Origin of the sequence: Microcoleus sp. MON1_C5, assembly GCF_036701875.1 — a bacterium.
Lineage (GTDB): Bacteria > Cyanobacteriota > Cyanobacteriia > Cyanobacteriales > Microcoleaceae > Microcoleus.
Window position 1 is genome coordinate 16,309 of sequence record NZ_JAUBRN010000047.1, and the last position, 25,211, is coordinate 41,519.

The window sequence follows — 25,211 nt, forward strand, 5'->3', positions numbered from 1 at the left end:
AGAATTTTACTTATTGTGGCTGATTATCCGATCGCACTTGCAGCTAAAATATCACTGCTAACCGACTGGTACATCGCACTGGAGAAGGGGCGAAAGTCTCGCCAATCGACGGTAATCTTGCACAGCAAGCGAAACTGTAGCGGCGCTGGGGGTTGATTGAGGCGATCGACTTCTACGCGAACCACTTCTGGGTGCTGCGACATAATTTCAAAAATATCCTCCACAAGATAGCGCTGACAATAGCCGACAATCCAGTGATCTTTAGTACACAGAAGGAGACGGGAAACGCCCGGATTTTGAAATTCGTGGGCTAAGTACAAAAATTCGCCCACTTGAAGCCGATTAATCCGTTCAATTGCCGACTTTGATAGGTATCGCAGTCCATCTGCAAAAAAATGGATACAGTAACGTCCATTTTCATCTGGTTCGGGACAAGGGAACACCTCAAATTTATCAGTTGCCCGTTTGCCTCCGCTGCGCGCCAATAAAGCAATTGGGTCATGTTCGTGTTCAGGGATATTCAACCACTGTACAAATTCAGGGTAGTCAGGGCGCGATCGCGACATCACTCGATTAGAAAACAACGAAAACACTTTCTGTGAAGTGTAAACATTATTGAAATTCGGGAAAGATGGCAAGGGCTGAAACCCGCACTTAAGTTTAGCTTCTAGAACACCATTTGTATAATTGAACTGATATTCTTTACCGTTAAATGTCAATCGACCAATCGGAAACCAAGAACCGCTGCGCGGGCTTTGCCAAGCCAAAAATAGTGTCTTCAAAGCAAATCTCCTGTCAATTCAAGCAGTGCACACCTTACACAATGATAGGGTTGCGCTCTGCGGCGCACCTTACCCCTATAAGTAGCCTGTCAAACCAATTTTTACGTAAGCCCTGTGAATGTATTCTCTTAGTCTATAGGAAATGGCATCAAAATGTGGTATTTTTGGATTTATGCCAGAACGACAGCAGCACCAACCAACTGAATAAACATCTTTTTTAACCAGAAGCTAAAGCTAAAATAATACCACCAATGCGGACAATAAATTAAATTGTACTTAACAGGATTGTAGTGAATATCGTTTAAATGCCGTTCACAATCATCTTGTTGGCAAATAGGATATCCCCAAAAGCGCCGATATCAAACATCACTTTCTAGACTAGGGAAACCAGAAAATGACATATTTTGAACCCAAGTTCCTTGACCTCGCAAAGATTGTGTAAATATAACTTTTATCTCTCCAATATGCTTGGGATAGGGAGTATGATTAGGAGGTAATTTTCACAAAAAATGAATGTAGTCTGGCATTACAACGGCCCAATAATTTCAAAAGGTTATTCTGATTTAATCGCCCCTACAGCATTGCGGAGTCGCCAGACATTTTCTGACTCTGAAAATAGCGGTGTGCGATTCTAGGTAACAAGCGTTAGGGATAAACTTCCCCTAGGAAGCTAAAATCGGCGATAGTTTGGCATTAATATCGTCATCCTACTTTTTTATAGGTCATTTTACACTCATTTTTGCGGGTGCGCCGAAGCACACGTTACATTCATCTCGTAGGGTACTCTGCGGCGCACCTTCCAGGGGCCTCCGGGGGCGCCGCAGAGCACCTTACCAAGATAATTGGGTCTAAAGCCCCGTCCTTATAGGACGGCTTTAATTGATTGCCGATTTTTGTTTTAATCGTTTAGTTGCGTTAGTATCTATTTTTCAAATTTCCTTCCATTCTATTTAAAGTAGAGTACAATGATACTTATACCACAGGTAGAATAACCGCCGATACACATGAGACACCAAGCTCAAACGACTGGTCGGAAAATAATAATGGTTAGTGGGTGGCGAAAACCACGAAAAACATAGCTAGGCTGACTATAGCTAGGCTGACTAACGTAAGCCAACACCAGAAAACTAAATTTTTGGAAGTTAAAACGTACCGTAGGGCATCCGGTAACAGGAGAAGTAATTCTCGAACGCTTGGGGAGATAAAACCCTCTGGGACTAACTAAATTAGGCTCGATATTTGGTTCCTTTGAACGGATATTTGGTTTAAGTATTGCCACAAGGATAGATAGTTTTAAGGTATGTCGCCAGAACCAAGAATCCCCAGGCTTTTAGGCTGGGGAGTGTCAAATCAGCTACTTTCTAACACAGGAATTCGCGCGGATCGGTGACATACCCAGTCAGGGCAGAAGCCGCTGCCGTATAAGGCGAAGCCAGATAAACTTGCGCTTCTTTATTCCCCATGCGGCCGGGAAAATTGCGGTTGGTTGTAGACACGCAAATTTCCGGTTCGTTCATCCGCCCGAAAGTATCTTTCGGGCCGCCCAAACAAGCGGCGCAAGAAGGCGCTGCCGGTTCGATGCAGCCGGCAGCTAAGAAGATTTCCGAAAGCGTTTGACCTTCGTATTTTGTGACAAACAAATCTTCGTAAACTTTCTGAGTTGCGGGTACTAAATAAGTCGGAACTTTGACTTGATTTCCTTTCAGAATGCGGGCGGCATTCAGAAAGTCGGAGGTTTTGCCGCCGGTGCAGGAACCGATGTAAACTCGATCGATCTTGACATCGCGGCAGTTGCGGGCTAAGTCGCGGTTGTCCGGGGAGTGGGGTTTGGCAACGACGGGTTCTAATTTGCTGACATCGTAGGTGCGATCGCTATAAAATTTAGCATCCCCATCGCTGTAAAATGAATCGAAGGGTTTGTCCGTCCGAGAAGTAACGTAATCAAACGTAGTTTTGTCGGGCGCAACCGTGCCGTTTTTACCGCCAGCTTCAATCACCATATTGCACAGCGTCATCCGTTCTTCCATCGTCAAACGCTCAACTGTATCGCCCGCAAATTCCATTGTCCGGTAGTTAGCACCGGCCACGCTAATATCACCAATAATCTGCAAAATCAGATCTTTTGCTAACAAATAATCCGGCAGTTCACCGTTGAACACAAAGCGCATGGTTGCCGGAACTTTGATTAACAGTTTGCCGGTTCCCATGATAAAAGCCGCGTCTGTATTGCCGATACCGGTGGCAAATTGTCCGAAAGCGCCGGCATTGCAGGTGTGGGAATCGGTGCCGAAGAGCACTTCGCCCGGTCTGGTGTGGCCTTCTTGTGCTAAGGCGATGTGGCAAACTCCTTTGTAGTCGGGATTTGCTTTGAAGTCCGATCGATCCGTGATGTCGTAAAAGTATTTTATCCCTTGTTCTTTGGCAAAATCGCGGAGAATATCGACGTTGCGGTTAGCGCGTTCGTCGTTGGTGAAAATGTAGTGGTCGGGAATGAGGACGATTTTGTCTGGGTTCCAGACTTTAGCATTCTCACCGAATTCGCGTTTGAAAACGCCGATGGTGCCGGGCCCGCAGACATCGTGGGTCATTAATACATCTGTTTCTACCCAGATATTTTCTCCGGGCTCGACTTTAGTGCGGCCTGATGCTTTGGCTAATATTTTTTCGGTCAGAGTCATTCCCATAGTGCGATCGCTCTTTTTTATTAGATGCTACAAGTGTATTGTAAGCGAAACATTCCCTGTTACCCAAGATACTGAGGCAGGAAAATGTCTCGGATGTACTTCCAACTTTAGGAAGCTGTCCAACTTTATAGCAGTTTTCAATTGCATTGAATATCAATTGTAGGGTGGGGAATCGCCACATTACGAATTTATGCGTAATGCTATGTGTTGTTAAATAATTAGAGTGAATTATCAAAATGTAAAGTATATTGGACGGTAACTTAATTTAAACATTCAGTTTGGGTATGACCAAAATTTGGTAATAATTTATCGAGAGGTCGCAGGGATAAAATACTAGGATTGGCGAAAAAGTTCAACCTTTCAAAGTGCAGCTATTACAAAGCGCTCGCACTTCGGAATTCCCAGCGATCGCCCCAAAAACCCGATCGCTGAAAATATCCGCTGCGGGAACTGCGATCGGCACTCTGCTAATCCTATGAACACCGCCGGTTGAAGCTGTTAATCTTACATTCGTGGGCGATCGCGCGGCCTTGGGAGGGAGCGATAGCGTTGATTGGCCGATTTTAGGGCCAATCCAGCCGCCGTTTAAAGTATTGCCCAAGTCCTTCTCAGTCACCTCGGAACAAGGAATCGGAATTAATGGCAATATTCCCCCGGCTACAACTCCAGGAGTGACGCCTCCCTTACTTTTTCAAACCTTGCCTTCACCAGGCATTCCCACCAACTTTGCCAGCGGCGATTTCATTTTGTTTACAGGTTTAAGGCCAGGCCCGCCGCCAGCGCTGGGAAACCCAGATCCGCTAACGATTACCTGCGATCGCCCCGTAGCGGCCGCCGGGACGCAAATAGCGGTAGATGATACATTTTTATTCACTGCATCGATCTCGGCATTTGACAGTAATAATAATTTGTTAGGCAGTTTTTCAACACAAGGAACATCCTCATTAGCACTAGATAATTCAGCGCAGTTTCTCGGGGTTCGCAGCGATACTGCCAACATTTCGCGACTCGTCTATAGCAGTTCTGAGGGATCTCGGGCTTTGGGCATCAATTCTCTCAGTATTGCCGAAGCAGTGCCAGAACCTAGCAATATTGCTGCCCTTGCTGTTGCAGGATTAGGATTGTTTGTATTCAAGATTAAGAAACGCCTAGGTTAGGGTTTTTTACAGGGCTAGGTGTTGAAAGCGATCGCATTTTTCCCATAAGCGCGATCGCCTCCCATGTAGAAATTTATATTTTGCGGATTTAATAGTAAAATTTTGTCCTGACTAAAAACAACCACGGTACAAGCCCCCGGATAAATCCCTGGGGTCGCTTTCTTCAATCTAAAATCTAAAATCGATTAACTATCACTTTATTTTCCGCCACTAATCTCTACAATAGCCTCTACTTCGATTAACACAAAAATAAAAATTATGCAAGTCACTCGATTATGCGACTGGTAACTAACAGCTAGCGACTGTTATTATACGACTCATGCAAAGACTGTACTTTTAGGGTGCGCCGCAGAGCACCATACAAGTACCCATAGTGTCAAAATTGAAGGAATGCAGCGTAAGTCCTACAAATGAGAATTTCGCCGCAATCAGATTAAGTCAGTTTTGTCAGTTGCTTTGGCAAGCTTAGATTTGGAAAATGAAGCAGCCTTGGGATTAAATAACTCTCTTTTGCAACTAAACGCATTATCCAAAGCTAATTGACTTAACAAAAAAATACGGGGTTTCATCAGGAGCAAGACAGCTTAATTTCGGCAATTAAACCTGAATAGGAATCAATGTCAGGAAAGCTGTGAGAGATTGCTCATCACAGTCAAACCGTCAAACACTCAATAAGAGGTATTTTATGTCTGAACAACCTAGTTTTCCCATCCCAGGAACTGCCCGGGGCGATGAAACAACAGGGCGTTACATTGTTACTTTCCGCGATGATTCGGTGAGAGAAGGGTTAGACCTCTTGAGCGACCAAGCTGGTATCAGAGGACTGGCAAATGCTGCCGATTTCCCGGAATCTGCTTTAGACTTGGGCCAAATTTCGGCAGCAGGAGGAGCGGTGTTCCCAACTCTCGGCGTGGCTGTCGTCTCCCTAGAGGAAGGGGCTTTTAGCAGCATTATGACATCAGCGGGAGAGGATTCCGCCATCCTGGCGATCGAACCCGAGCGCACTTTCTACGCCATTGGCGATGGATTGTCCCTAGACTATTTGCGCGGCTATCGCGATGCGGTGAATAACCTGTACGAGAAAGCCACTACTACAGAGGTAGAAGGAATCAACAAACAAGGATGTTTTGCTGATGATATCGAATCTACTTGGGGTCTGAAGGCAACGAAGGTCATGAACTCTGTCTTGACTGGTAAAGGAATGAAAGTTGCGGTGCTGGATACGGGGATGGATCTATTACATCCCGACTTCGTAGGCCGATCGATCGTATCGAAATCCTTCGTGCCTGGGGAGGACGTACAAGATGAGAACGGTCACGGTACCCACTGCATTGGGACAGCGTGCGGGTTCAAGGATCTGAACGGCCGGCGGTACGGGATCGCTTACGAATCGACCATTTATGTCGGTAAAGTGTTGAGCAATGCTGGTAGCGGCGCTAGTGCCTGGATTCTCGCTGCGATGGAATGGGCGATCGTCAACGGCTGTCAAGTGATCTCGATGTCCTTAGGAAATGAGACTCCAACACCGTCTACTGCCTACGAAACTGTCGGCCGTCGGGCACTCGAAAATGGGTGTCTCATCGTGGCAGCCGCGGGCAACAACGGGCCAACCGGAAAAGTCGGACAACCAGCGAATAGCCCGTCGATTATGGCTGTGGCAGCCGTCGATCAATGCCTCCAAGTGGCTACGTTCTCGGCTACCTCTGGCGGATCTCTAGGAGCTAAAGTTAATATTGCCGCTCCAGGAGTGGAAGTATACTCATCAGTGCCTGTGAATCAAGGGCGTTATGATGCTTTCAATGGCACCAGCATGGCTACCCCTCACGTAGCTGGGCTCGCTGCCCTGTATGCCCAATGGACTGGTAAACGAGGTTCTCAACTTTGGCAATTGCTAACTTCCCGTGCTATGGCACTACCATTACCAAATGCTCGTGTCGGAAGTGGGTTGCTACAAGCTCCGTAATCACGACAGCGATCGAAATTAGGGAGCACTTCCTATGAGTAGAAGGAGGTTCTCTTTGTTCAGAAACCTCCTTCTACAAACATAATTCACTGAATTTAACTATACAGTAGGGACAATAGCTCAATGGATTTAGCCCAAAGGAGGCTGAATATGTCTGATGAACAAGTAGAGCGCATCATAGTAACTGTTGATGACCAAAACTTATCGGTAATTCAATCTGTTGTGACTGCCTTACAATCGGCGGGAATGAAAGTGGAGCAGGTGCTAGCTGTTACTGGCATCATCACTGGAGAAGTTTCTCAATCGAAGCTAGAAGGACTAAGAAGCGTACCGGGTGTCGCTGGTGTCGAGGTCGATCGAGAAATGCAGGCAATTTAAACTAATCATTTAGGGTTAGCAGATCCAGTTTTGCTAACCCCAAATAGCGAATCCCTTCCGGCGTCACGTCAAACCGACAAGGCAAAACTTCGACACCTTCACTCATAGCCTGTCTGAACAATTCTCCGTAAAGGCGATCGGCACTATCCCCCGGAGCAAAATCCGTAGAATCTCCGCGATTAATAAAATACAGCATTACAGCCCTCGAACCATGCCGCACCACTTCCATCAATTCTCGCAAATGTTTCTGTCCTCTCTCCGTCACTGTATCGGGAAATAGAGCCAACTCCTCTTTTACCCAAGTTGTATTTTTCACTTCCAGAAAAATCGGTTTTTCCTCACCAGTCAGCCAAAAATCCACTCTACTTTTTTTATCAGTACCATAAACAACCTCCGGTTGAATTAAACTGTAATTGCCCAACTGGGGAAACAATTTTAACTCCAAAGCTAATTTAACTACTCGATTTGGCAGCCCAGTATTAACTCCCACCCAAGTTGGCACAGTGTCGCAAACTTTAATTAATTCCCAAGTATAAGCTAACTTGCGTTTAGGATTGTCGCTGGGAGATACTAGCACTGGATTGCCGGGAATGTAAACACCAGTCATCGGGCCAGTATTCGGACAGTGCGCGGTGATTATTTCTCCCGAATCAAGTTCAATTTCGGCAAAAAATCGCTTGTAACGTTTGATGAGAATTCCGGGTAAAAGAGGAGGATATTTGTAAATTAAGCCACTCATTAGATTTGAGATTTTAGATTTTAGATTCTTGAGTTTAAATTTAAACTATAACCCAATCCCGGGTTCCGAACTTTTGAAATAAGTCTGGGAGCTAACACAATCGGTCATCAGTTATCAACTATATGTTATTTATCTGCTTTTATCAACTCACTTGTTTCATCATTTTTAAATAGTAGATTGTAGATTGTAGATTGTAGATTGACGCATCATACCACGAAACGGCGGTTTGTAGTTAGGACGAATAGTCCCGATCGATTATTGAATTTCCGCAAGTCAGTAATATCGATAAAATTGGTATAAGCGCAATTCCCCCTAGAAGTTTTATGAGTTCGTGATATGATTCTCCCGATTCGCGATTAAAATAAGTGAATCCTTTTAGCATTAGCGTTTGTAACCATTTGTGTCCCAATTACAGAAGCCCTCTCGTTCCCTCGCAGGGATTGCCGGCATTGTCGCACTCGCCACTCTAATTAGCAAAGTCTTCGGCATGGTGCGCCAAATTGCGATCGCCGCAGCCTTTGGAGTCGGTGTCGCCGTCGATGCCTACAACTACGCCTACGTCATCCCCGGTTTCTTATTTATTTTGCTCGGAGGCATTAACGGGCCATTTCACAGCGCCATAGTCAGTGTTTTAGCCCGCCGGGATAAAAAAGAAGCAGCACCTTTAGTCGAGACTATCACCACCTTAGTCGGTGGCTTGTTGCTGTTGGTGACGATCGCTTTAATTATTTTTGCCGATCCGCTGATCGATTTGGTAGCACCGGGATTAAATAGAACAGCAGAAGGTTTAGAAATCAAAGCAATTGCCGTCCAGCAATTTCGGATTATGGCGCCGATGGCATTACTTTCAGGCTTGATCGGCATTGGTTTCGGCACTCTCAACGCGGCCGATATGTATTGGTTGCCTTCGATTAGCCCTTTATTTTCCAGCGTTGCACTTGTCGGCGGTTTGGGGTTTCTCGCACTGCAACTCGGAGACAAAATTATTCAACCAGAATACGCACTAATTGGTGGCTTAGTGTTAGCTTGGGGAACTTTAGCGGGCGCAGTTTTGCAGTGGTTGGTGCAACTGGTGGCGCAGTGGCGCGCGGGCCTGGGAACATTGCGTTTGCGGTTTAATTTTAAACGCCCCGGAGTGCAAGAAGTAATTAAGGTGATGGTTCCTGCTACCTTATCATCGGGAATGCTGCAAATTAACGTCTATACAGACCTATTTTTTGCATCCTACATCCCTCAAGCTGCCTCTGCGCTGGGTTACAGTGGCTTGTTAGTTATGACTCCTTTAGGCATCATTTCTAATGTAATTTTAGTGCCATTTTTGCCGATCTTTTCTCGGCTCACCGAACCCAAAGACTGGCCGGAATTAAAAGATAAAATTCGTCAATCTTTAGTTTTGACCGGGATTACGATGCTGCCGCTGAGCGCTTTAATGGTAACGCTGGCTGGGCCAATCGTCCGCGTGGTTTACGAACGCTATGCTTTTGATCGGTCAGCGTCGGAGTTTGTCACGCCGATATTGATGGCTTACAGTATTGGAATGTTTGTGTATTTGGGACGCGACGTTGTGGTACGGGTATTTTACGCTTTGGGAGACGGAGAAACCCCTTTTCGTGTCAGTATTATCAATATCTTTTTGAACGGACTACTAGATTATTTGTTAGTAGGAGCTTTTGGCGCACCCGGATTAGTTTTGGCGACGGTGGGAGTGAATCTTCTTTCGATGGTTATGCTTTTGTACTTATTAGATAAAAAGCTGGGTGGCCTGCCTTGGGGGCAGTGGAGTTTGACTTTTCTGGGGTTAACTTCTGGCAGTTCTCTAACTGCATTCGTTACCTTGGCTACTCTGCAAGCCTGTCAAAGAGTTTTGGGTACTGAAGGTTTGGTAATTCAATTAGTGCAGTTGAGTGTGGCAAGTTTTGTAGGGTTAGGAGTTTTTGCCGTGTTTGTCAGTCAGATGAAGTTGCCGGAAGTTGATATGTTTGTCGATCGCATTCGGGGGCGTTTTCGCAAATAAAATTGTCGGGGCGGGTTAAGGGCGAAATACCAGACACAACGCCCACAATCTGCGTACAAAACCCGCCCTTTACTTTACATTTTCCGCTGAAATTCCTCAAGAACATCCATCAATTGAACTTGACACTGCATCGGAATTAAATCTGCCAGTGGCACTTCCCGCTTGCCGCCGCCCAACTTGACTGGAATTCCTTGCAAAACTCGTTCAACTTTGTCAGCATCTAAATTGCCATCTTCCAGCATTGAATAAAGTTGTTGGGCAACAACGGTATGCAGGTGGGCGTCATTGAGATACAAATGCCACTTGGCAATGTCAATGTAGACATTTTCGCCGATTTCGGCTGCTAAGGATTCGATCGCCTGTGTAGTATTAGCCATATCAAAAAGCCGAAAGTTATTTGTTATCAATCAAAAGACTTAACAAATCGCCGCCAACTGCCTTCAGCCAGAATCTTTGGTGAGTGGCGAATAATCGGCGATCGCAAAATGGTAAATCGCGTGGGCCAAAACTACTAGAGCCCATCCACCCGTTACCGAAATTGCCCAAGGCCAATCAGCCTTTTGCAAATTGTGAACAAACCACAAACCTGAATTGGTAGCAGAAAAAAGACCGACGTGGATAGCAAAATTCATCCGGTCATCTAAGCGGCGGTACTCGGGATCATTGCGATCGGGTTTGCGGGGCCAACGAGGAGGCATAGTTTTTCACTTGATATTAGTAGTTCAGTGCCTATTTTAATCATAAGTGCAGCTTTTTTAATGCTGCATCCCTCTTTCGGCAGGAAACTTATGCCTCTACATTTTCATAGTCTCCAGACTTGCCGCCACTTTTACTCACCAGTCGAATTGACTCAATGGCGATCGACTTTTCCAATCCTTTAGCCATATCGTACAAAGTCAGCGCCGCCACCGAAACCGCCGTCAGCGCCTCCATTTCCACCCCTGTTTCTGCCTTAATTTTCACCGTCGCCCGAATTTGATACCCCGGCAACCCAGCATCCGGCATCACCTGCACCTCCACGCTACTCAGCGGCAGAGGGTGACACAGAGGAATCAAATGTGCAGTCTGTTTCGCCGCCATAATTCCAGCCAGCCTTGCAGTGCCCAACACATCACCTTTCGGCGCATTCCCCGCTTCAATCGCTGCAAAAGTCTCCGGCAACATCCGCACCCGGCCTGCAGCTACAGCTTGTCGCACAGTCGGCACCTTCGCCGAAACGTCCACCATTTGGGCTTCCCCGCTGTTGTCGAGGTGAGTTAGCTGTGCCACATCGGGCAATTTAGAAAAAGTTTGGGAAAGGTCTTGCATTATTTTGGTAATGGTGTTACTGTTAGATTCTGTGAGAAAAGAACTTAATCAATTTTAGATTAAATCTGAACTCAACAGGGGCTTGTAGCTTAGTTGGATAGAGTGCATGGCTACGAACCATGAGGTCGGGGGTTCGAATCCCTCCAAGCCCACTACTAAATGTTATGAATTTTGAGTTTTGAGTTTTGAATTAAGAAATTAATTCAACTCAAGATTCAAGATTCATAACTTTTTTAATTTGGTACGTTTACTGATTCAAAGCATAAATATCTTTGCCTCGACCGATCGCAAATTTCATCGAATGAGACAACCCCTTGCTCGACAGAGTAATAAAAACCAGCAAAGCCAAGCCAGCGAGTCCAGCCGCAAAACCAAACATATTTCTGTAGCCAACTTGTTCAGCAACAAAGCCTAAAGTCGGCCCTGCAATCGCAATTCCCAAATCAAATCCGCCAATACAAAGCGAAAACAAGCGGCCCCTTTCATAAGGTTCGCACCTGTCCGACATCAGGGTTACCATCATCGGCAAAACCGTACCGCCCGCGCAACCTTCAACCAAAGCTGCTATTAAAAAAGCACTGCTATTGTTAGCAAAATACAACAATAACATAGATACGGCATAACAGATTAAGCCGCCAGAAATAAACAAGCCGCGGCCGTATTTGTCCGAAGCCCGTCCCGTGAGCAACCGTATACCGAAACTGGCGATAGCCGCCGTAGAATAAAATAATCCAGGATTCAAATTAGCCTTGGTTTCTTGGAGAAACAAAGGCATAAAAGTGCTCAAAGTTCCAAATACTAAACCAACCACCAATAACACTAAAGCCGGAATCCGCACTCTCGGATTCCAGAGCATTTGCCAGTATTTTTGGCTATTTTTGTCCTGAGATAGCGAGTCCGAGAGTGTTAAATCTGCAAAATTAGGTTCCGCAATTTTACAGGTAAAAAATACAGCCATTGCAGCGAACGCCGCCGACATCGCAAACAAAGGAGTATAACCAACCCAAGCTTGCACAAATCCGCCAATAGCTGGCCCAACTGCTAAACCAATAGGATTCACCAAGCTCATGTAACCAATTAATTCGCCCCGCTTTCCTGGCGGCGATAAATCTGTTACCAAAGCGCTGTAAGCTGTAGTAAAAGCGGCGATACTAATGCCGTGAAAAACGCGAATAAGTAACAGTAAGGGGATAGATTGAGCTAGCAGGTAGCCCAAAGGGGCGATCGCAGCGACTGACGCACCTAGAAGCAAAACTTGTTTTCGCCCTCTGCTGTCGGCTATTTTACCCAATTGCGGCCTCGATAGCAAAAGTCCGATCGCAAATGCACCCATCACAAAGCCAATTTGCTGTTTTGTACCGCCCACAAATTGAACGTACAGCGGCAAAGTTGGCAGCAGCGAAGCCAAACTTGACCAGAATAGCAGCCCTGCGGTGAATAAAGTCAGCAAGCTGCGTCTGGGTTGGGGATCGATGTCCCTAAAAATATTCAAGATGCTAATTCCCTTTAAATCTTCTGAGTGCGCTCAAGCTGAGGTCGAGTGTATCTATATCATTGTGTTACAATTTCTTAATATTTGCAACAAAAAAACTTGATATTCTACTCACAGTCAACCGTGAACAGTCAACAGTCAACAGTCAGCATTCTTACCAATCAACCTCAGCCCTTTCCTCCACAACCCGGTGATAAACCCACTCGGTTTCCATCGCCAACTTCTGCCAACTAAATCGGCGTTCCAAATCCTCATAAGCATTGTCAACCAACCACCGCGCGTAACCCGGATTTTTCAGCACCTCCAAAATTCCCCAGGCCAAAGAATCCTGATTGTTTGCCTCAGTAACAACGCCAGTTTTACTGTGCACCACCACCTCTGGAAGTCCGCCCGCATTCGACACAACCACCGGCACCCTTGCAGCAAAGCTTTCTAATGCTACAATCCCAAAAGGTTCGTAAAGACTCGGGAAAACCGCGCAGTCAGCCACCGTCTGGAATTTGTCGAGATGTTCCTCAAACATGAAGCCAGTAAAATAACACTTATTCCAAATTCCTAAATTCCAAGCTAAGTGTTTGAGATGGTCTGTATTGCCGCCGCCAACAATTACAATTTTCGCTTTACCTCCCATTTCCCAAATTACTTTAGGTGCAGCATTCAGAAATACAGCAATGCCTTTTTCGTAGCTAATTCTTCCTACATAATAGACTATTTTTTCGTCGTCTGCCGCAAACTGGCGGCGGAAGTTCATCGCGTCAAATTCGTGCCAGCGGGGCTTTTTTTCCGACCTGATTCCGTTGTAAATTACCTCTATTTTGTTCCACGGAGTCGATAGTACCCGTTCGGCTTCCCGCCGCATATAATCGCTGCAAACAATTACCCGCCAAGCGTTGTAAGCGAGGTCGTTTTCCTTGGCGTTAATATAGCGCTGCCCTTCGTTGTGGATGCCGTTGAAGCGCCCGTATTCCGTGGCGTGGATGGTGGCAATTAGCGGTACTTTAAAAGTATGCTTGAGGGCGATCGCCGCATCTCCCACTAACCAATCGTGAGCGTGGATGATATCAAAGGGGCCTTCCTCAAGCATCAGTTTCCCGCCTTGGTGACCCATGCTTTGGTTGAGGTTCGCCACCCAGTGAAAAAAGTCCTTGGCGTGTCCCACAACCACGCGATGCACACGTATTCCTTCCACCACTTCGTACATCGGCGCATGGCCGAACTCTACTGTAATTAAGTGAATGTCGTGCCCCAGCTTCACCAATTCTGGATATAGTTCCGATACGTGGCGGGCGATACCGCCTACGATTCTGGGAGGAAACTCCCATGCCAATACCAAAATTTTCATCTTTCTCCCTCCAAATAATTTATATATCTTAATGTTTAGGATTAACAGATTTATTGTATAATAATCAGCCTCAAATTTGAGTCGATCGTAAGTTGATGCCCAATGCCTGACTTTTGGCAGCAACAAAGACAGAAAATCATGCCTAAACCTGGTTTTTGCACGAAATTGCTCGATCGCCATTGCTGCCAAAAAAACAGGTTTCCTCAAGATTTGAGCCACTGAAGCAAGCAATGGCGAGCTCGTCTACCCGCTTACCCTTTCTTCAAAATCGGCTCCAATTCGCGGCGAAAACTGGTCCAAGCAGCAACCGATGCAGAATTAGAAACAGCACCCTGACGCATCAAAATCGCGCCGTCTTCAAAGCCAACAATTCCGTAATCTCCCGATTTGGACATTCGATCGATCGCCGGTACGATCTCCCGCAACTGTCCCCGTTCCGCGCGAAACGCAGCCTGATACTGCTGCAACTGCCAGAGATCCGCAATTACATATTCCATCTTCACTGCCTTCCCCGCATCATTGCGGAGTTCAAACATCGGAAACCTGAGAATTTCCCGGCGACTTGACAAAATCGGCACAATAGTATTCGTTGCTGCCACGCTAGCATCAGCAGGAATTTGAGCCAACAGCGGCCGCACTTGCAAAACGTGCTGCCATTGTCTGACGAGAGGAACCTGCACCCAAGGATCGATCGCATCGGGCAAAATCAAAGAAAAAGTCCGATTTGGGTTAGAAGTGAAGGTAAAAAATAGCGACAAACAGATGCAAAACGCCCAAAAGCGGCGAAACTTTGAAGATGAAGGCAGAGGAAATAAAGCAGAAGGAAAACGCAAAAACATTCTTTCCTCTTTCACCATTCTATCTTCTTCCTTTTGACGCTGGGCCCACCAGAGAATCGCCCCATAAAAAAGCCCTGGAACCACAGTCATCGCATAGCGAATATTAATCGCCAGCACCGACTCTCCTTTCGCTAAAAATAGCTTCAGTAGCGGAAATCCAGCTATCATCCAAGACGCAGGCGCGAAAGCGGGAACCAAAGCTAATGGCAACCACTGACCAAGGAGGTATCTAATCTTACCAAAAAACGGCGTAAATAATTGAGCCAGCAACCGCCCGGGATTGCTCACCATTCCCCAAATAATTTCTAGAGTAGAAGCTTCATCTCCATCGGCATATTGACCGAAGCGTTCCATCATAAACCGCTGGGATATATCAGCAGAAAACAAAGGCATAATCAGATTGGTCAGGACGATCATATAACCAAAACTGAGTATGCAGACGGCTAAACCAGTCCTCGGGTAGCGCCGGCTCAAAATCAGGTAAACTCCGACGCCAAATAAAACAACTCCCCCATCTTCTCGCACGGCCAAAATTAAAGTTGCCAGAATCCCAAACAGCGGCCACCAGCGCTTCTCCATCGCCAGCAGCAAGCTAAAGACATACAGCGGCATTTGACAAATATCGTGAAAATTGCCCAAAGTCGGGCCGATAACCGCGTTAGCGCAGTAATAGCTCACAACAATTGTCGCCGACAGCCTCGGTTCCAGATAGTGTCTGGCGAGAGCATAGAGCACTCCTCCCGCCGCCGTAATTAAAGTCACCTGCAACACAGTCAAAGTGACGGGCGAGGGAAACAGCGAGTAAATTGGCAACCACAGCATTAGCGCGGGGGTGAAATGCTGCCCCAACCGATAGTAAGATACTTCCGGGAGCTGGTTTTGGTGAACCACATTAGTGGACAAAGCCGAAGAGAGGGAACTCTCAAACAAGTGACCCCGAGTGCCGTTCCAAAAAAGTTGATTGAAAATGCCTTGGTCGTAAGTAGCGTAAAAGCTGTAGTAGCGGTGCAGCGTCAGCAACAGGCACAGCACAAAAAAGGCGGCCGCTACTTGAACCACCACCCGCAGCGACTCATTTTTCTTCCATCTCAAAAATATCATCTGCCCGCTTGTAATGAAATTATCGGACAATAGCATAAATCTAAAGTAAGTATTAAATTAAAGTAGAAGTGAAATAACTCGGCTCGGCAATGCTCAATTATTTTCACCCGATCGAAAAGCTCAACAGCGTCCATCCAACACCCGGCACCAGTGGCACTGACTGTTCTCCCGAACAGCAGGTCAATTCCGCACCGCTTTTACAGCTTTTGCTGTTTGTAGACAAGCGTTCCTCTTCCCGGGAACAGACCAGACACATCCGCAAGTCCCTAAAGGATTTGAAGGCAGAGTGCGACTTTGAGCTTCAAATCATCGACGTAGGAGAACAGCCCGATTTAGCCGAACACTTTAAACTTGTAGCCACTCCCTCGCTGCTCAAAATTCATCCCGAGCCGCGACAAACTCTCGCCGGCAGCAATTTGATCGCCCAACTCGAACACTGGTGGCCCCGCTGGAAGCGTTCTGTAGAAGAATACGCAGCTCAGCAGCAGTCAGCCCCAGCACTTGCTGAAAGCCTGACTAACCCAAAACCCATCTATTCCGTTGCTTGCGCCGCCGAACTTGTGCAGCTTTCTGATGAAGTTTTTCGCCTCAAACAGGAAAAAGAACACCTGCAAGAGCAGTTGCAGTTGAAAGACCGGATTATTGCGATGCTAGCTCACGACTTGCGTAATCCCTTGACGGCAGCATCTTTGGCTTTGGAGACTTTGGAGTCAAGTCAGAAGGTGAAAGAGGGGGAAAAGTCGCGTTTGACACCGAGTCTGGCGGCTCATTTGATGAAACAAGCCCGCCGCCAAATCCAAATTGTCGATCGTATGATTACAGATATCCTGCAAGCAGCCCGGGGTACAAACGCTCAACTCCACATTGAACCAAAAAGAATTGAACTGGGGGCGATTTGTCAAGATGTAATCTTGCAGTTTCAAGACAAATTTCATGCGAAAAGTCTGAACTTAGAAACAGACATTCCCGCAGATTTGCCCTTGGTTTATGCCGATCCCGATCGCATCAAACAAGTCATGGTCAACCTGCTTGACAACGCCAGCAAGTACACCCCAGACCGAGGAACTGTTAATCTTTCCATTCTCCACCGCACCGCTTACAAAGTTCAAGTCAGCATTTGCAACAGCGGTCCCGGAATTCCTGAAGAAGATTGCGCGAGCATTTTTGAAGACAGCTTTCGCTTGCAGCGAGATAAATCAACAGACGGTTACGGCATTGGACTGTCTCTGTGTCAAGGCATCATCCGCGCCCACTACGGTCAAATTTGGGTAGATTCTATACCCGATAGAGGCAGTTGTTTTCACTTTACTCTGCCCGTCCAAAAATAAAAGTTAGCTGTCATTTGTCAGTTGTTCAGTAGCAACCGAATTTTATATTACAGCTCAACTTTTCCGCAGTGCAGTAATAATCTGTGCGTTTGCCTTGGGAAAAGTAAATTGGTCAATTTCGTCCAGTGTCACCCAGCGAATTTCATCGCATTCAATCGTTTGCGGTTCACCGCTGACGTGGCGGCAGTGGTGCACGTATAGTCTAACTGTAAATTTAGTGTAGTCGTGGTCAATTGTAATCAAGCGATCGCCAACTTCTACGACAATCCCCAACTCCTCCATAATTTCCCGTTTTATGCAAGCTTCGATTGTTTCCCCAGGCTCTATTTTTCCGCCCGGAAACTCCCAGAAACCCCCGTGCAGTCCATGTTGTCGGCGCTTGTCAATCAAAATTTGTTGGCGATCGTTCCAGATTGCAGCAACGCCGATAACTTTGTGGGCCAAAGGAGGAAGAGACATATTAATTGGGTATTGGGTATTGGGTATTGGGAATTTAAGAATAATATCAATAATTCTTCAATTATTTAATCTAAAATCTAAAATCTAAAATCTAAAATCTAAAATCTAAAATCTAAAATATTAAGCCCCCATCTTGCGAGGGGGGGCTTGACACTTGGATCACTTAAATGTTCAAAATCTACTAATCGTCCGAGCCGTGTCTCTCACTGGCTTGTAGGGACTTTTCAAAAGTCATTCGCTGTTCGGCATTTTTTAGAAAATAACCGCTAATCATAGCCGAGGCGAGCAATCTACCCAAATGTTCGCGACTGGTAGTCACTGTCACCCCGAAGTGTTCCGAAGGCAAATTCCCCAAAAGTCCAACAATATTTCGCTCCATTACTTGAAACACTTCGTGAGAAGTCGGCTTAGACAACTGAGAAACTGTGTCCGGAGCCATTGACTGCACGTATTGCCATAATAAGTTGGTATTTTCTCCGTCTTCTTCAAAGAATTCTGGGGATTTATTAGATGAGTTGCTCACGAGTACCTCCGTTTCAGACACAGCTTGTTATGTTAGACGCGGGCGGTTAAATTAAATAACCCTTATCTGATCGCTGCTGATCTTTATTACTAAGTAATTACTAATGTAGCAGGACAGTCATAGCAACCAAGTGGGCACAACCGAATTAAAAGCGGCGGTTTTTACGATTTTAGATTGGGGATTGCAAGTGGGGGGGGACCCGATCGCCAATCCCCAATCTACCTAGCTGGCTAGATAATCGTTGATATCTTGCTTGCGCTTGCGGAGTTTGGTCAAAGCTTCCCGTTCTATTTGCCGCACTCGTTCCCGACTGATGTTGAGACGATCGCCTATTTTTGCCAAAGTTAAGGTTTGCCCGTCTTCTAAACCGAACCGCAAGGCGAGCACTTCTCGCTGTTGCTGAGTCAGTTCCGCCATCAGGTGGTCTAAGTCAGTCCGCAGGGAAGATTGCAGGGCAAAATCTTCCGGGGTAGTACCCGTATCTTCCAACAAATCGCCCAACTCTGTATCTTGATTGTCTCCCACGCGCAAGTCCAGGGAAAGTGGCAGGCGCGCGCGATCGAGATATTCGCGAATCTGTTTGGGAGTCAATTCGAGCTCTGATGCCAATTCAGCAGCCGTGGCCGCACGACCAAGCTGTTGAGCAAGTTGGCGCTGAGCTTTTTTAATTTTGTTGAGCTTTTCGGTGATGTGGATCGGCAAGCGGATGGTGCGGCCTTTTTCGGCGATGGCCCGAGTAATTGCCTGACGAATCCACCAATAAGCATAAGTAGAAAATCTGTAGCCCTTAGTCGGGTCAAATTTTTCTACTCCCCGCTGCATCCCGATCGTGCCTTCCTGAATTAGATCCAGTAAATCTACGTTGCGCTTGATATATTTCTTGGCAACAGACACTACCAGGCGGAGATTCGCTTCCACCATTTGGCGCTTTGCCCTTTCCCCCTGCTCGATCGTCCGCTGCAACTGTGCCTCAGACAGCCCAACTGCCTGTGCCCATTCAGCCGCCGTCGGGTCGCGGCCTAACTCTTCGGCTAAAATATCTTTCTCCTGATGCAGTGCGGTTGAGCGCTGTACCTGTTTCCCGAAGAGTATTTCTTGCTCATGGGTCAACAAGGGAACGCGGCCGATTTCCCGCAAGTAAGCGCGAACAGAATCTGTATCTGAGGACTTAAGAGTTTTCATGAGCTTTTCCCGCTGAGGATCTGTGCCTCTAAAGGTTTGCGGTAGTCGCAAACCCCTAGCTTTAGCTGGGAAGGAAAGCGGGCGGGGACTTGCGCTTTCCTTCCATTTAAAGAGGCTTAATTTTATGGTAGCGAGCTACTACTCCCAGTCAGCACCATCTCAGGTTAGGTTTTGGTTGGGGCGTGCACAATACTACGTTATGTTAAGAATCTTAACATTTGTGAGAACACTTGGCTACACTTCTTCATATTTATTTCATACCAGCCAGGACTGTTGATACGAGAGTACCCGCTTTCCTGGCTTTATAGTTTGCATCAATGTAAACAACATCCGCCACATCTCAGAGGGGTAGATGGGGAGAGGGGGAGGAAACGCTGGGGCACAGCGCAAGTGAAAAATACAATTTAAATGCCCGCCAGCTTCATTTGGCGAGCGCACTCGGACCCAAGAAACCGGCCTTTTTACCGAATCTGCGGGCTGTAAGGAGGTATTTTGGTTGAAAAACCCGGTTTCAGGCCACCCGTCTGTCCAAGGGTATAAATTTGAAGTTACACATATTGATGAACCCGCCCTACAGATAAGGATTAATTAACAATTAAATAACAGATTTGAATTGCAGGCATTCGCTCTCCTATCTGGAAATGAATCTGCGTTTATCTGCGTTTATCTGTGGTTTCCCTATCAATCAAAAATTTATGCAATAAGTCTAATCAGTTCTTTGCCGTTGAGCTTCGTACAACATGAGGGCTGCGGCGATCGACACATTCAAAGATTCTACGCCACGACTCAGGGGAATTTGGATTTGTCGATCGGCCAAACTCCTCAATTCTTCCGACAAGCCAGAGCCTTCGTTCCCCAAAACTATCAGAGTCGGCACTCGCAAATCTACTTCCCAATAACTTAAACTGGCCCCGGCGACGGTTGCTAAAATTTGCATTCCTCGATTTTTATAGGCGGAGACTTCGGCCGTTAAATCTGGACTGACTGTCATTGGCAGCTTAAACCAAGCTCCTGCCGAGGCGCGCAGCACTTTGGGATGGTCTAAATCGGCGCTGTCTGCGCTCAGCAGCAAACCGTCGGCATTAGCAGCCGCAGCCGTGCGGACGATCGCCCCCAAGTTGCCGGGATCTTGGATTGTTTCTAGGGCTATTCCTAAAGTTGACAATTCTGCGGGCTCTGTTGCGGTGCGGGGTGCGGTGGCGATAATGCCGTCGGGTTGGACTGTAGTGGCGATCGACTCTAACACTTTTGCACTTACTAATTCTGTGCGATCGGCTAAATTACCAACTTGCTCCCAAAGTTTCTCGTGCTGATCCAGCCATTCGGGAGTGCAGCAAACCGTTGCTAGCGGGTATTTGGCAGCGCAAGCTTCTTCGAGCAAGTGCGTCCCTTCGAGTAAAAATAATTGTTGTTCCCTGCGTCCCTTCGAGCTGTGCAGCTTGCGAATTTCTTTAACTAGGGGGTTTTGAATACTTGTCAGCATTGTTTAATTCAGCAGAGCGAATGGGGTTATTGCCTTTACCGGGTTAACCCCAAACTTCCTTCTGCCTTTGGAATGCGGAACCCGGGACTTGAACCCGGAAGGCTTGCACCACATGAACCTGAATCATGCGCGTCTACCAATTCCGCCAGTTCCGCATCGGTCACGAATTACTACTTTGCCATAAGTTCGCGAATCTGTCAAGTGTTTTGGGGAATTTATTTTTTTCTGGGCTGCGAGTAATATTTTGCACAAATTACTGTTCGGGTTGAGAAATCCTTTAGTTTGGAGAATTTACTGTTAGCTAAACATCGCAAAACGCTGTGTAGTTGAGTAGGGTGCGTCAGATCGCGTCCCGTTATTAATAATCCACAAGCTTTGATCTGACGCACCCTACGGGATTTGCTGAAAAAAGGGGAATCTAATCGACCAAATCGGGGAAAACCTCGCGCACGGCCGGATGCACCAATCGGTGATTCTGCACGTTCAATCCTTTCGCCAAACTCGGATTCATTTCCAAAGCTTTAATCCCGTTATTTGCCAACTGCAAAACATAAGGCAAAGTGCTGTTATTCAAAGCTTGAGTCGCAGTCCAAGGCACTGCCCCGGGCATATTGGGCACGCCGTAATGCACGACTCCTTCCTCAACATAAGTAGGATTTGTGTGAGAAGTTACCCGCAAAGTTTCCACGCAGCCGCCTTGGTCAACGGCTACGTCAACAATCACAGAACCGGGGTGCATCTTCGCAACAAATTCGCGAGAAACCAGCACCGGAGCTTTTTTACCTAAGACCAAAACCGCACCGATTAACAAATCAGCATCGGGGATAACTGCTTCAATTTGCAAAGGACTGCTATAGAGGTATTCTACTCGGGAACCGAACAGAGTTTCTAAATAGGCTAGGCGATCGACATTTACGTCTAATATCTGCACTCTCGCGCCCATTCCTACAGCAATTCTGGCTGCTTCTGTGCCGACGATGCCGCCGCCCAAAATCACAACTTTACCCGGTCTTACCCCCGGTACGCCGCCCAAAAGTACGCCCCGGCCACCTTGCTGTCGTTCCAGAAACCGAGCTCCGAACTGCACGGCCAAACGCCCTGCAATAATACTCATCGGCGTCAGCAGCGGCAATTTTCTGTCAGGGAGTTCGACGGTTTCGTAGGCGATGGCCTGGACTCCGCTATTGATTAAATGCTCAGTTAATGTGCGATCGGCCGCCAAGTGCAAATATGTAAACAGCAACTGCTCTTTTTGCATCAGCGGATACTCAGCAGGCAGCGGTTCTTTAACTTTAACAATTAGTTCGCGATTCCAGACATCTGAAGCCTTTAAAACAATCTTAGCGCCTGCTTCAACGTAGTCCTCGTCCGCGAAACCGGCCCCAGCACCAGCATTCGTTTCCACAAAAACTGTGTGGCCTTTGTCCGAACAAGCCCGGACACTTGTGGGACTGAGCCCGACCCGAAACTCTAAATCCTTGATTTCCTTGGGGACGCCTATTTCCATCTATAACCTCTAATCTCAGGCATATGTAGATCGAATCTAACCTAAAAACCATCCCCAGCGGGACAATACTCTTGTAGATTTTAGATTTGGCAATCCGGCTGGGCTAGGAGAATTTTTGTGGGATTTTCCGCCAGTGCGATCGCTATTTCGCAAATCGATCATTTTCCAGACACTCGATCGTCTTTTTAGCTTGTTCCAACTGTAACTGTAGCTGTTGAATTTGATATTGGTAATTCTGCAATTCGGAATTGGTTTCCTGCAACGGAATTCGCACTGCCGTTTCCCCAGTATTTTTCCTTATTGCAACATCGTGATAGCCTAGGGACTGAAAGGCAAAAAATACGAGTTCCCAGTTATTGGCAATACAAAACTCATTGACTGCTTTCGCCACACCGTAAGGCATTACCTCGCATACCGACCAATTCGTGTAATCGTTAAAAACCATCATTCCTTCGGCTTTAACTTTTGTATAACCTTGCTGAATATCTTTGCATACACCTTGATATGCGTGGTCGGCATCGATATACATCCAGTCAAAATACTCATCAGGAAAGCTCCTTAAAATTGTCGAAGAATCGCCTTCGTGAAGCTCTACAGTTCCATTTTCTATCCCTTCTTGAACTAGACTTTTTTGTTTGTTGCTGATTTCTGCTTTGAATAAATCAAAATTATAATCGATCAAATGCAGCTTTTTGGGCTTGGCAATAGCCATAATTTTTTCGGCAAAGCGCCCGTATTGAGTTCCCACCTCAGCCACCACACTATTTTTAGGTAGATATTCCAATATCTTTAATCGACTTTCAACAAAGCGACAATTCTTAACGTGACAATCTTGAAGCCTTGGGGCCGAAAGCAGGAAGGGATTGTCATCTAAATTATTCCACTTCTCGTTATTCCAGTCCTTAGTCGCTTGTAAAAATTTTTTCTTGTATTCTATAAAATCAAACATATTATTCGGATGATAATAGAACTCGAAGCCTTGAAAAAATATCTAATCAATACCAAGCATTTTGTCGTGAGTACCTACGTCCTTTTGTCAATTTAGAAGCAATGACTAAAGTCCTTACTACATTTTTGTTACATTTTTGACATTTGGGCAATTTGGTCTATCACAAAAAATGCCCGGGTAATTCTCTGTGATTTGTGAACGATATTTTTATAGGGGAACCCCTGATGATGTACAGAAGGAGAAAAAAGAAATATTGACTTTGACAATCCTGAAAGGATGACTCTTTAATTTTAAGTTAACGCTATTTAAGTTTAAAATACATTAGCGTTTAATAGATGTGATTAAATAATAGCTGATAGAGATTCTGCTGTCAATATATTGTATCGGTCACTTATAATTTAACAGGCTTGCACTCCGCGGGTCTCAAAACAAATGCCACGAATACCTACCTTAACATTCGATCGCGGAACGCTACTGCTACACCCGCCGCCCAAAGGCAGAGACTGGGTGGACTTTGCGACATGGGACGATCGCGTGGAAAAATACCGGATTCGAGCCATTCACTACCGCCCGCTGGTAGAATGCCTCCAAGCCGAGTGCATTCACTTCACTGACGAAGCTAGGGGATACGAACTACTCGAACTCGTACCCAGCGTGGAAATGCAGCCTTACCCACATCAAGAACAGGCCCTCGCAGCTTGGCAGGAAGCAGGAAGCCAAGGAGTAGTCGTCCTCCCTACCGCTTCCGGCAAAACTTATCTGGCGCAATTAGCCATGCAAGTCACTGGTCGCAGTACATTAATTGTAGTACCAACTCTCGATTTAATGCACCAGTGGTACGCTAATTTAAAAGCAGCTTTTCCCGAGATCGAAATCGGATTGTTGGGCGGAGGTTCGCGGGACAAAACGCCAATTTTAGTGGCAACCTACGACAGTGCAAGTATTCATGCAGAAACCTTGGGCAATAAATACGGCTTGCTGGTTTTTGACGAATGCCACCATTTGCCAACAGACTTTTATCGAGTAATTTCCGAATATGCGATCGCGCCTTTTAAACTCGGACTCACAGCTACACCCGATCGCACAGATGGCCGCCACAGCGATTTGCATTTCCTCATCGGCCCGACAGTATTTAGCAAAAGACCCGAAGATTTGGCAGGCGATGCTTTAGCCGACCATAAAATAGTTCAAATCATGGTAAAACTGTCAACAGAAGAAACCGACCGCTACGCCGAATTAATCAACATTCGCAACGACTTCTTAAAACAGTCTAACATCAGAATATCCAGCCTGGATGGTTGGAAACAGTTTATCATGGCAAGCGCGCGATCGCCCTTGGGACGGCGCGCCATGCTAGCCCATCGCCAAGCCAAAGAAATCGCCCTTTGTACCGAAGGCAAACTCCGAATCTTAGCCCAAATACTAGCAGAACACTCTCCCCAGCGCACCCTAATTTTTACCGGAGACAACGCCACAGTTTACCGAATTTCCCAAGAATTTCTCATCCCCACAATTACCCACCAAACCCCAGTCAAAGAACGCCACGAAATCCTCGATCGCTTTCGCAGCGGCGAATACAAAACCCTTGTCGCCTCCCACGTCCTCAACGAAGGAGTTGACGTTCCTGATGCCAGAATTGCTATCATATTGTCAGGTACGGGCAGCGAACGCGAATACATTCAGCGATTGGGTCGAGTTCTCCGCAAAAGCAGCGATGTAAATAAGTTAGCAATTCTCTACGAAGTCGTCACCGAAGACACCAGCGAAGAAAGAACTTCTCAACGCCGCAGAGGAGGAATGCAGCCTCACAAACCCCAACCACAAACACAAATAGAACCGCCAAAGCCAGAATATCAGAAATTAGAAACTGTCAAACCAACACCCATTTACGGAGTCAACCGAGAGACAACCAAAAAAGCAGCAGAATCACCCGCCAAATGGGGAGAAGACAATGATGAAATTCCCTGGTAGTAAGCCTAAA

At 46.4% G+C, this 25,211-nt stretch carries 23 protein-coding genes and 2 tRNA genes; 7 read left to right on the plus strand and 18 right to left on the minus strand.

Going from position 1 to position 25,211, the window contains the following annotated elements; translation table 11 throughout:
• Window positions 1–23: 23 nt before the first annotated feature.
• The 3 genes from QUA71_RS20805 to QUA71_RS20815 form a co-directional block, all read right to left on the minus strand.
• The gene (locus tag QUA71_RS20805) at window positions 24–782 is read right to left on the minus strand and encodes a DNA-binding protein (protein ID WP_333287890.1); all 759 of its coding nucleotides are present in this window, start codon (window positions 780–782) and stop codon (window positions 24–26) included.
• 1,361 nt (window positions 783–2,143) lie between these two features.
• Window positions 2,144–3,466, minus strand: coding sequence for a 3-isopropylmalate dehydratase large subunit (locus QUA71_RS20810; protein ID WP_333077709.1), 1,323 nt, complete (start codon window positions 3,464–3,466; stop codon window positions 2,144–2,146).
• Window positions 3,467–3,818: 352 nt separating this feature from the next.
• Complete coding sequence (locus QUA71_RS20815; RefSeq protein WP_333287892.1) at window positions 3,819–4,067, minus strand: hypothetical protein; 249 nt, start codon at window positions 4,065–4,067, stop codon at window positions 3,819–3,821.
• On the opposite strand from QUA71_RS20815, the gene QUA71_RS20820 reads away from it, so the two are divergent.
• Window positions 4,060–4,623: a PEP-CTERM sorting domain-containing protein gene (locus QUA71_RS20820; protein ID WP_333287894.1), complete on the plus strand. Its 564-nt coding sequence runs from the start codon at window positions 4,060–4,062 to the stop codon at window positions 4,621–4,623. The two genes, QUA71_RS20815 and QUA71_RS20820, sit on opposite strands and share 8 nt — an antisense overlap.
• A gap of 14 nt (window positions 4,624–4,637) precedes the next feature.
• Here the strand turns inward: QUA71_RS20820 and QUA71_RS20825 are convergent, their stop codons facing one another.
• On the minus strand, window positions 4,638–4,790 hold the full coding sequence (locus QUA71_RS20825) for a hypothetical protein (RefSeq protein ID WP_333287897.1): 153 nt from the start codon (window positions 4,788–4,790) through the stop codon (window positions 4,638–4,640).
• Window positions 4,791–5,308: 518 nt separating this feature from the next.
• Between QUA71_RS20825 and QUA71_RS20830 the strand changes: the two genes are divergently transcribed.
• Complete coding sequence (locus QUA71_RS20830) at window positions 5,309–6,586, plus strand: S8 family serine peptidase (protein ID WP_333287899.1); 1,278 nt, start codon at window positions 5,309–5,311, stop codon at window positions 6,584–6,586.
• A gap of 150 nt (window positions 6,587–6,736) precedes the next feature.
• Window positions 6,737–6,964 (plus strand): ketohydroxyglutarate aldolase, encoded by a 228-nt coding sequence (locus QUA71_RS20835; protein ID WP_190661868.1) that lies wholly within the window; start codon window positions 6,737–6,739, stop codon window positions 6,962–6,964.
• Between the two features lies 1 nt (window position 6,965).
• Here QUA71_RS20835 and sfsA read toward each other — a convergent pair whose 3' ends face one another.
• Window positions 6,966–7,703 carry a DNA/RNA nuclease SfsA gene (gene sfsA, locus QUA71_RS20840; protein WP_333287902.1) on the minus strand — a complete coding sequence of 246 codons (738 nt, stop codon included), beginning with the start codon at window positions 7,701–7,703 and terminating at the stop codon, window positions 6,966–6,968.
• 400 nt (window positions 7,704–8,103) lie between these two features.
• Here sfsA and murJ point away from each other — a divergent pair, with 400 nt between their 5' ends.
• Window positions 8,104–9,717, plus strand: a complete 1,614-nt coding sequence (gene murJ / locus QUA71_RS20845; protein ID WP_333287904.1) for a murein biosynthesis integral membrane protein MurJ — start codon at window positions 8,104–8,106, stop codon at window positions 9,715–9,717.
• Window positions 9,718–9,791: 74 nt separating this feature from the next.
• On the opposite strand, the gene QUA71_RS20850 is transcribed toward murJ, so the two are convergent.
• The 3 genes from QUA71_RS20850 to moaC all read right to left on the minus strand — a co-directional run bounded on the left by QUA71_RS20850 (window position 9,792) and on the right by moaC (window position 11,025).
• Window positions 9,792–10,094: a DUF3181 family protein gene (locus QUA71_RS20850; RefSeq protein ID WP_190661874.1), complete on the minus strand. Its 303-nt coding sequence runs from the start codon at window positions 10,092–10,094 to the stop codon at window positions 9,792–9,794.
• A 63-nt stretch (window positions 10,095–10,157) separates the two neighbouring features.
• Entirely contained in the window at window positions 10,158–10,415 is a 258-nt protein-coding gene (locus QUA71_RS20855; RefSeq protein ID WP_006633890.1) for a 2TM domain-containing protein, read from the minus strand.
• Window positions 10,416–10,503: 88 nt separating this feature from the next.
• Window positions 10,504–11,025 (minus strand): cyclic pyranopterin monophosphate synthase MoaC, encoded by a 522-nt coding sequence (moaC, locus tag QUA71_RS20860; RefSeq protein ID WP_333077685.1) that lies wholly within the window; start codon window positions 11,023–11,025, stop codon window positions 10,504–10,506.
• Between the two features lie 78 nt (window positions 11,026–11,103).
• On the opposite strand from moaC, the gene QUA71_RS20865 reads away from it, so the two are divergent.
• Window positions 11,104–11,177: transfer RNA gene (locus QUA71_RS20865), tRNA-Arg, on the plus strand.
• Window positions 11,178–11,272: 95 nt separating this feature from the next.
• Here QUA71_RS20865 and QUA71_RS20870 read toward each other — a convergent pair.
• The 3 genes from QUA71_RS20870 to QUA71_RS20880 form a co-directional block, all read right to left on the minus strand.
• On the minus strand, window positions 11,273–12,517 hold the full coding sequence (locus QUA71_RS20870; RefSeq protein WP_333287906.1) for an MFS transporter: 1,245 nt from the start codon (window positions 12,515–12,517) through the stop codon (window positions 11,273–11,275).
• Window positions 12,518–12,671: 154 nt separating this feature from the next.
• Window positions 12,672–13,859, minus strand: a complete 1,188-nt coding sequence (locus QUA71_RS20875; RefSeq protein ID WP_190661880.1) for a glycosyltransferase family 4 protein — start codon at window positions 13,857–13,859, stop codon at window positions 12,672–12,674.
• Window positions 13,860–14,110: 251 nt separating this feature from the next.
• Entirely contained in the window at window positions 14,111–15,799 is a 1,689-nt protein-coding gene (locus QUA71_RS20880) for a DUF2079 domain-containing protein (protein WP_333287908.1), read from the minus strand.
• A gap of 89 nt (window positions 15,800–15,888) precedes the next feature.
• On the opposite strand from QUA71_RS20880, the gene QUA71_RS20885 reads away from it, so the two are divergent.
• A complete protein-coding gene (locus tag QUA71_RS20885) occupies window positions 15,889–17,127 on the plus strand; it encodes a histidine kinase (protein WP_333287910.1) in 1,239 nt (412 codons plus the stop codon).
• A 54-nt stretch (window positions 17,128–17,181) separates the two neighbouring features.
• On the opposite strand, the gene mutT is transcribed toward QUA71_RS20885, so the two are convergent.
• From mutT to QUA71_RS20920, 7 genes are all read right to left on the minus strand, one after another.
• Window positions 17,182–17,586, minus strand: coding sequence for an 8-oxo-dGTP diphosphatase MutT (mutT, locus tag QUA71_RS20890; protein WP_190733181.1), 405 nt, complete (start codon window positions 17,584–17,586; stop codon window positions 17,182–17,184).
• A 181-nt stretch (window positions 17,587–17,767) separates the two neighbouring features.
• A complete protein-coding gene (locus QUA71_RS20895) occupies window positions 17,768–18,109 on the minus strand; it encodes a DUF760 domain-containing protein (RefSeq protein WP_190733183.1) in 342 nt (113 codons plus the stop codon).
• 222 nt (window positions 18,110–18,331) lie between these two features.
• Window positions 18,332–19,291 carry an RNA polymerase sigma factor, RpoD/SigA family gene (locus QUA71_RS20900; RefSeq protein ID WP_333287912.1) on the minus strand — a complete coding sequence of 320 codons (960 nt, stop codon included), beginning with the start codon at window positions 19,289–19,291 and terminating at the stop codon, window positions 18,332–18,334.
• A gap of 706 nt (window positions 19,292–19,997) precedes the next feature.
• Window positions 19,998–20,774 (minus strand): RNA methyltransferase, encoded by a 777-nt coding sequence (locus QUA71_RS20905; RefSeq protein WP_333287914.1) that lies wholly within the window; start codon window positions 20,772–20,774, stop codon window positions 19,998–20,000.
• 73 nt (window positions 20,775–20,847) lie between these two features.
• Window positions 20,848–20,929 (minus strand) — tRNA-Leu (locus QUA71_RS20910).
• Window positions 20,930–21,192: 263 nt separating this feature from the next.
• Complete coding sequence (gene ald, locus QUA71_RS20915) at window positions 21,193–22,281, minus strand: alanine dehydrogenase (protein WP_333287916.1); 1,089 nt, start codon at window positions 22,279–22,281, stop codon at window positions 21,193–21,195.
• Between the two features lie 142 nt (window positions 22,282–22,423).
• On the minus strand, window positions 22,424–23,230 hold the full coding sequence (locus tag QUA71_RS20920; protein ID WP_333287918.1) for a class I SAM-dependent methyltransferase: 807 nt from the start codon (window positions 23,228–23,230) through the stop codon (window positions 22,424–22,426).
• A 432-nt stretch (window positions 23,231–23,662) separates the two neighbouring features.
• Here QUA71_RS20920 and QUA71_RS20925 point away from each other — a divergent pair, with 432 nt between their 5' ends.
• The gene (locus tag QUA71_RS20925) at window positions 23,663–25,201 is read left to right on the plus strand and encodes a DEAD/DEAH box helicase family protein (protein WP_333287920.1); all 1,539 of its coding nucleotides are present in this window, start codon (window positions 23,663–23,665) and stop codon (window positions 25,199–25,201) included.
• Window positions 25,202–25,211 lie beyond the last annotated feature (10 nt).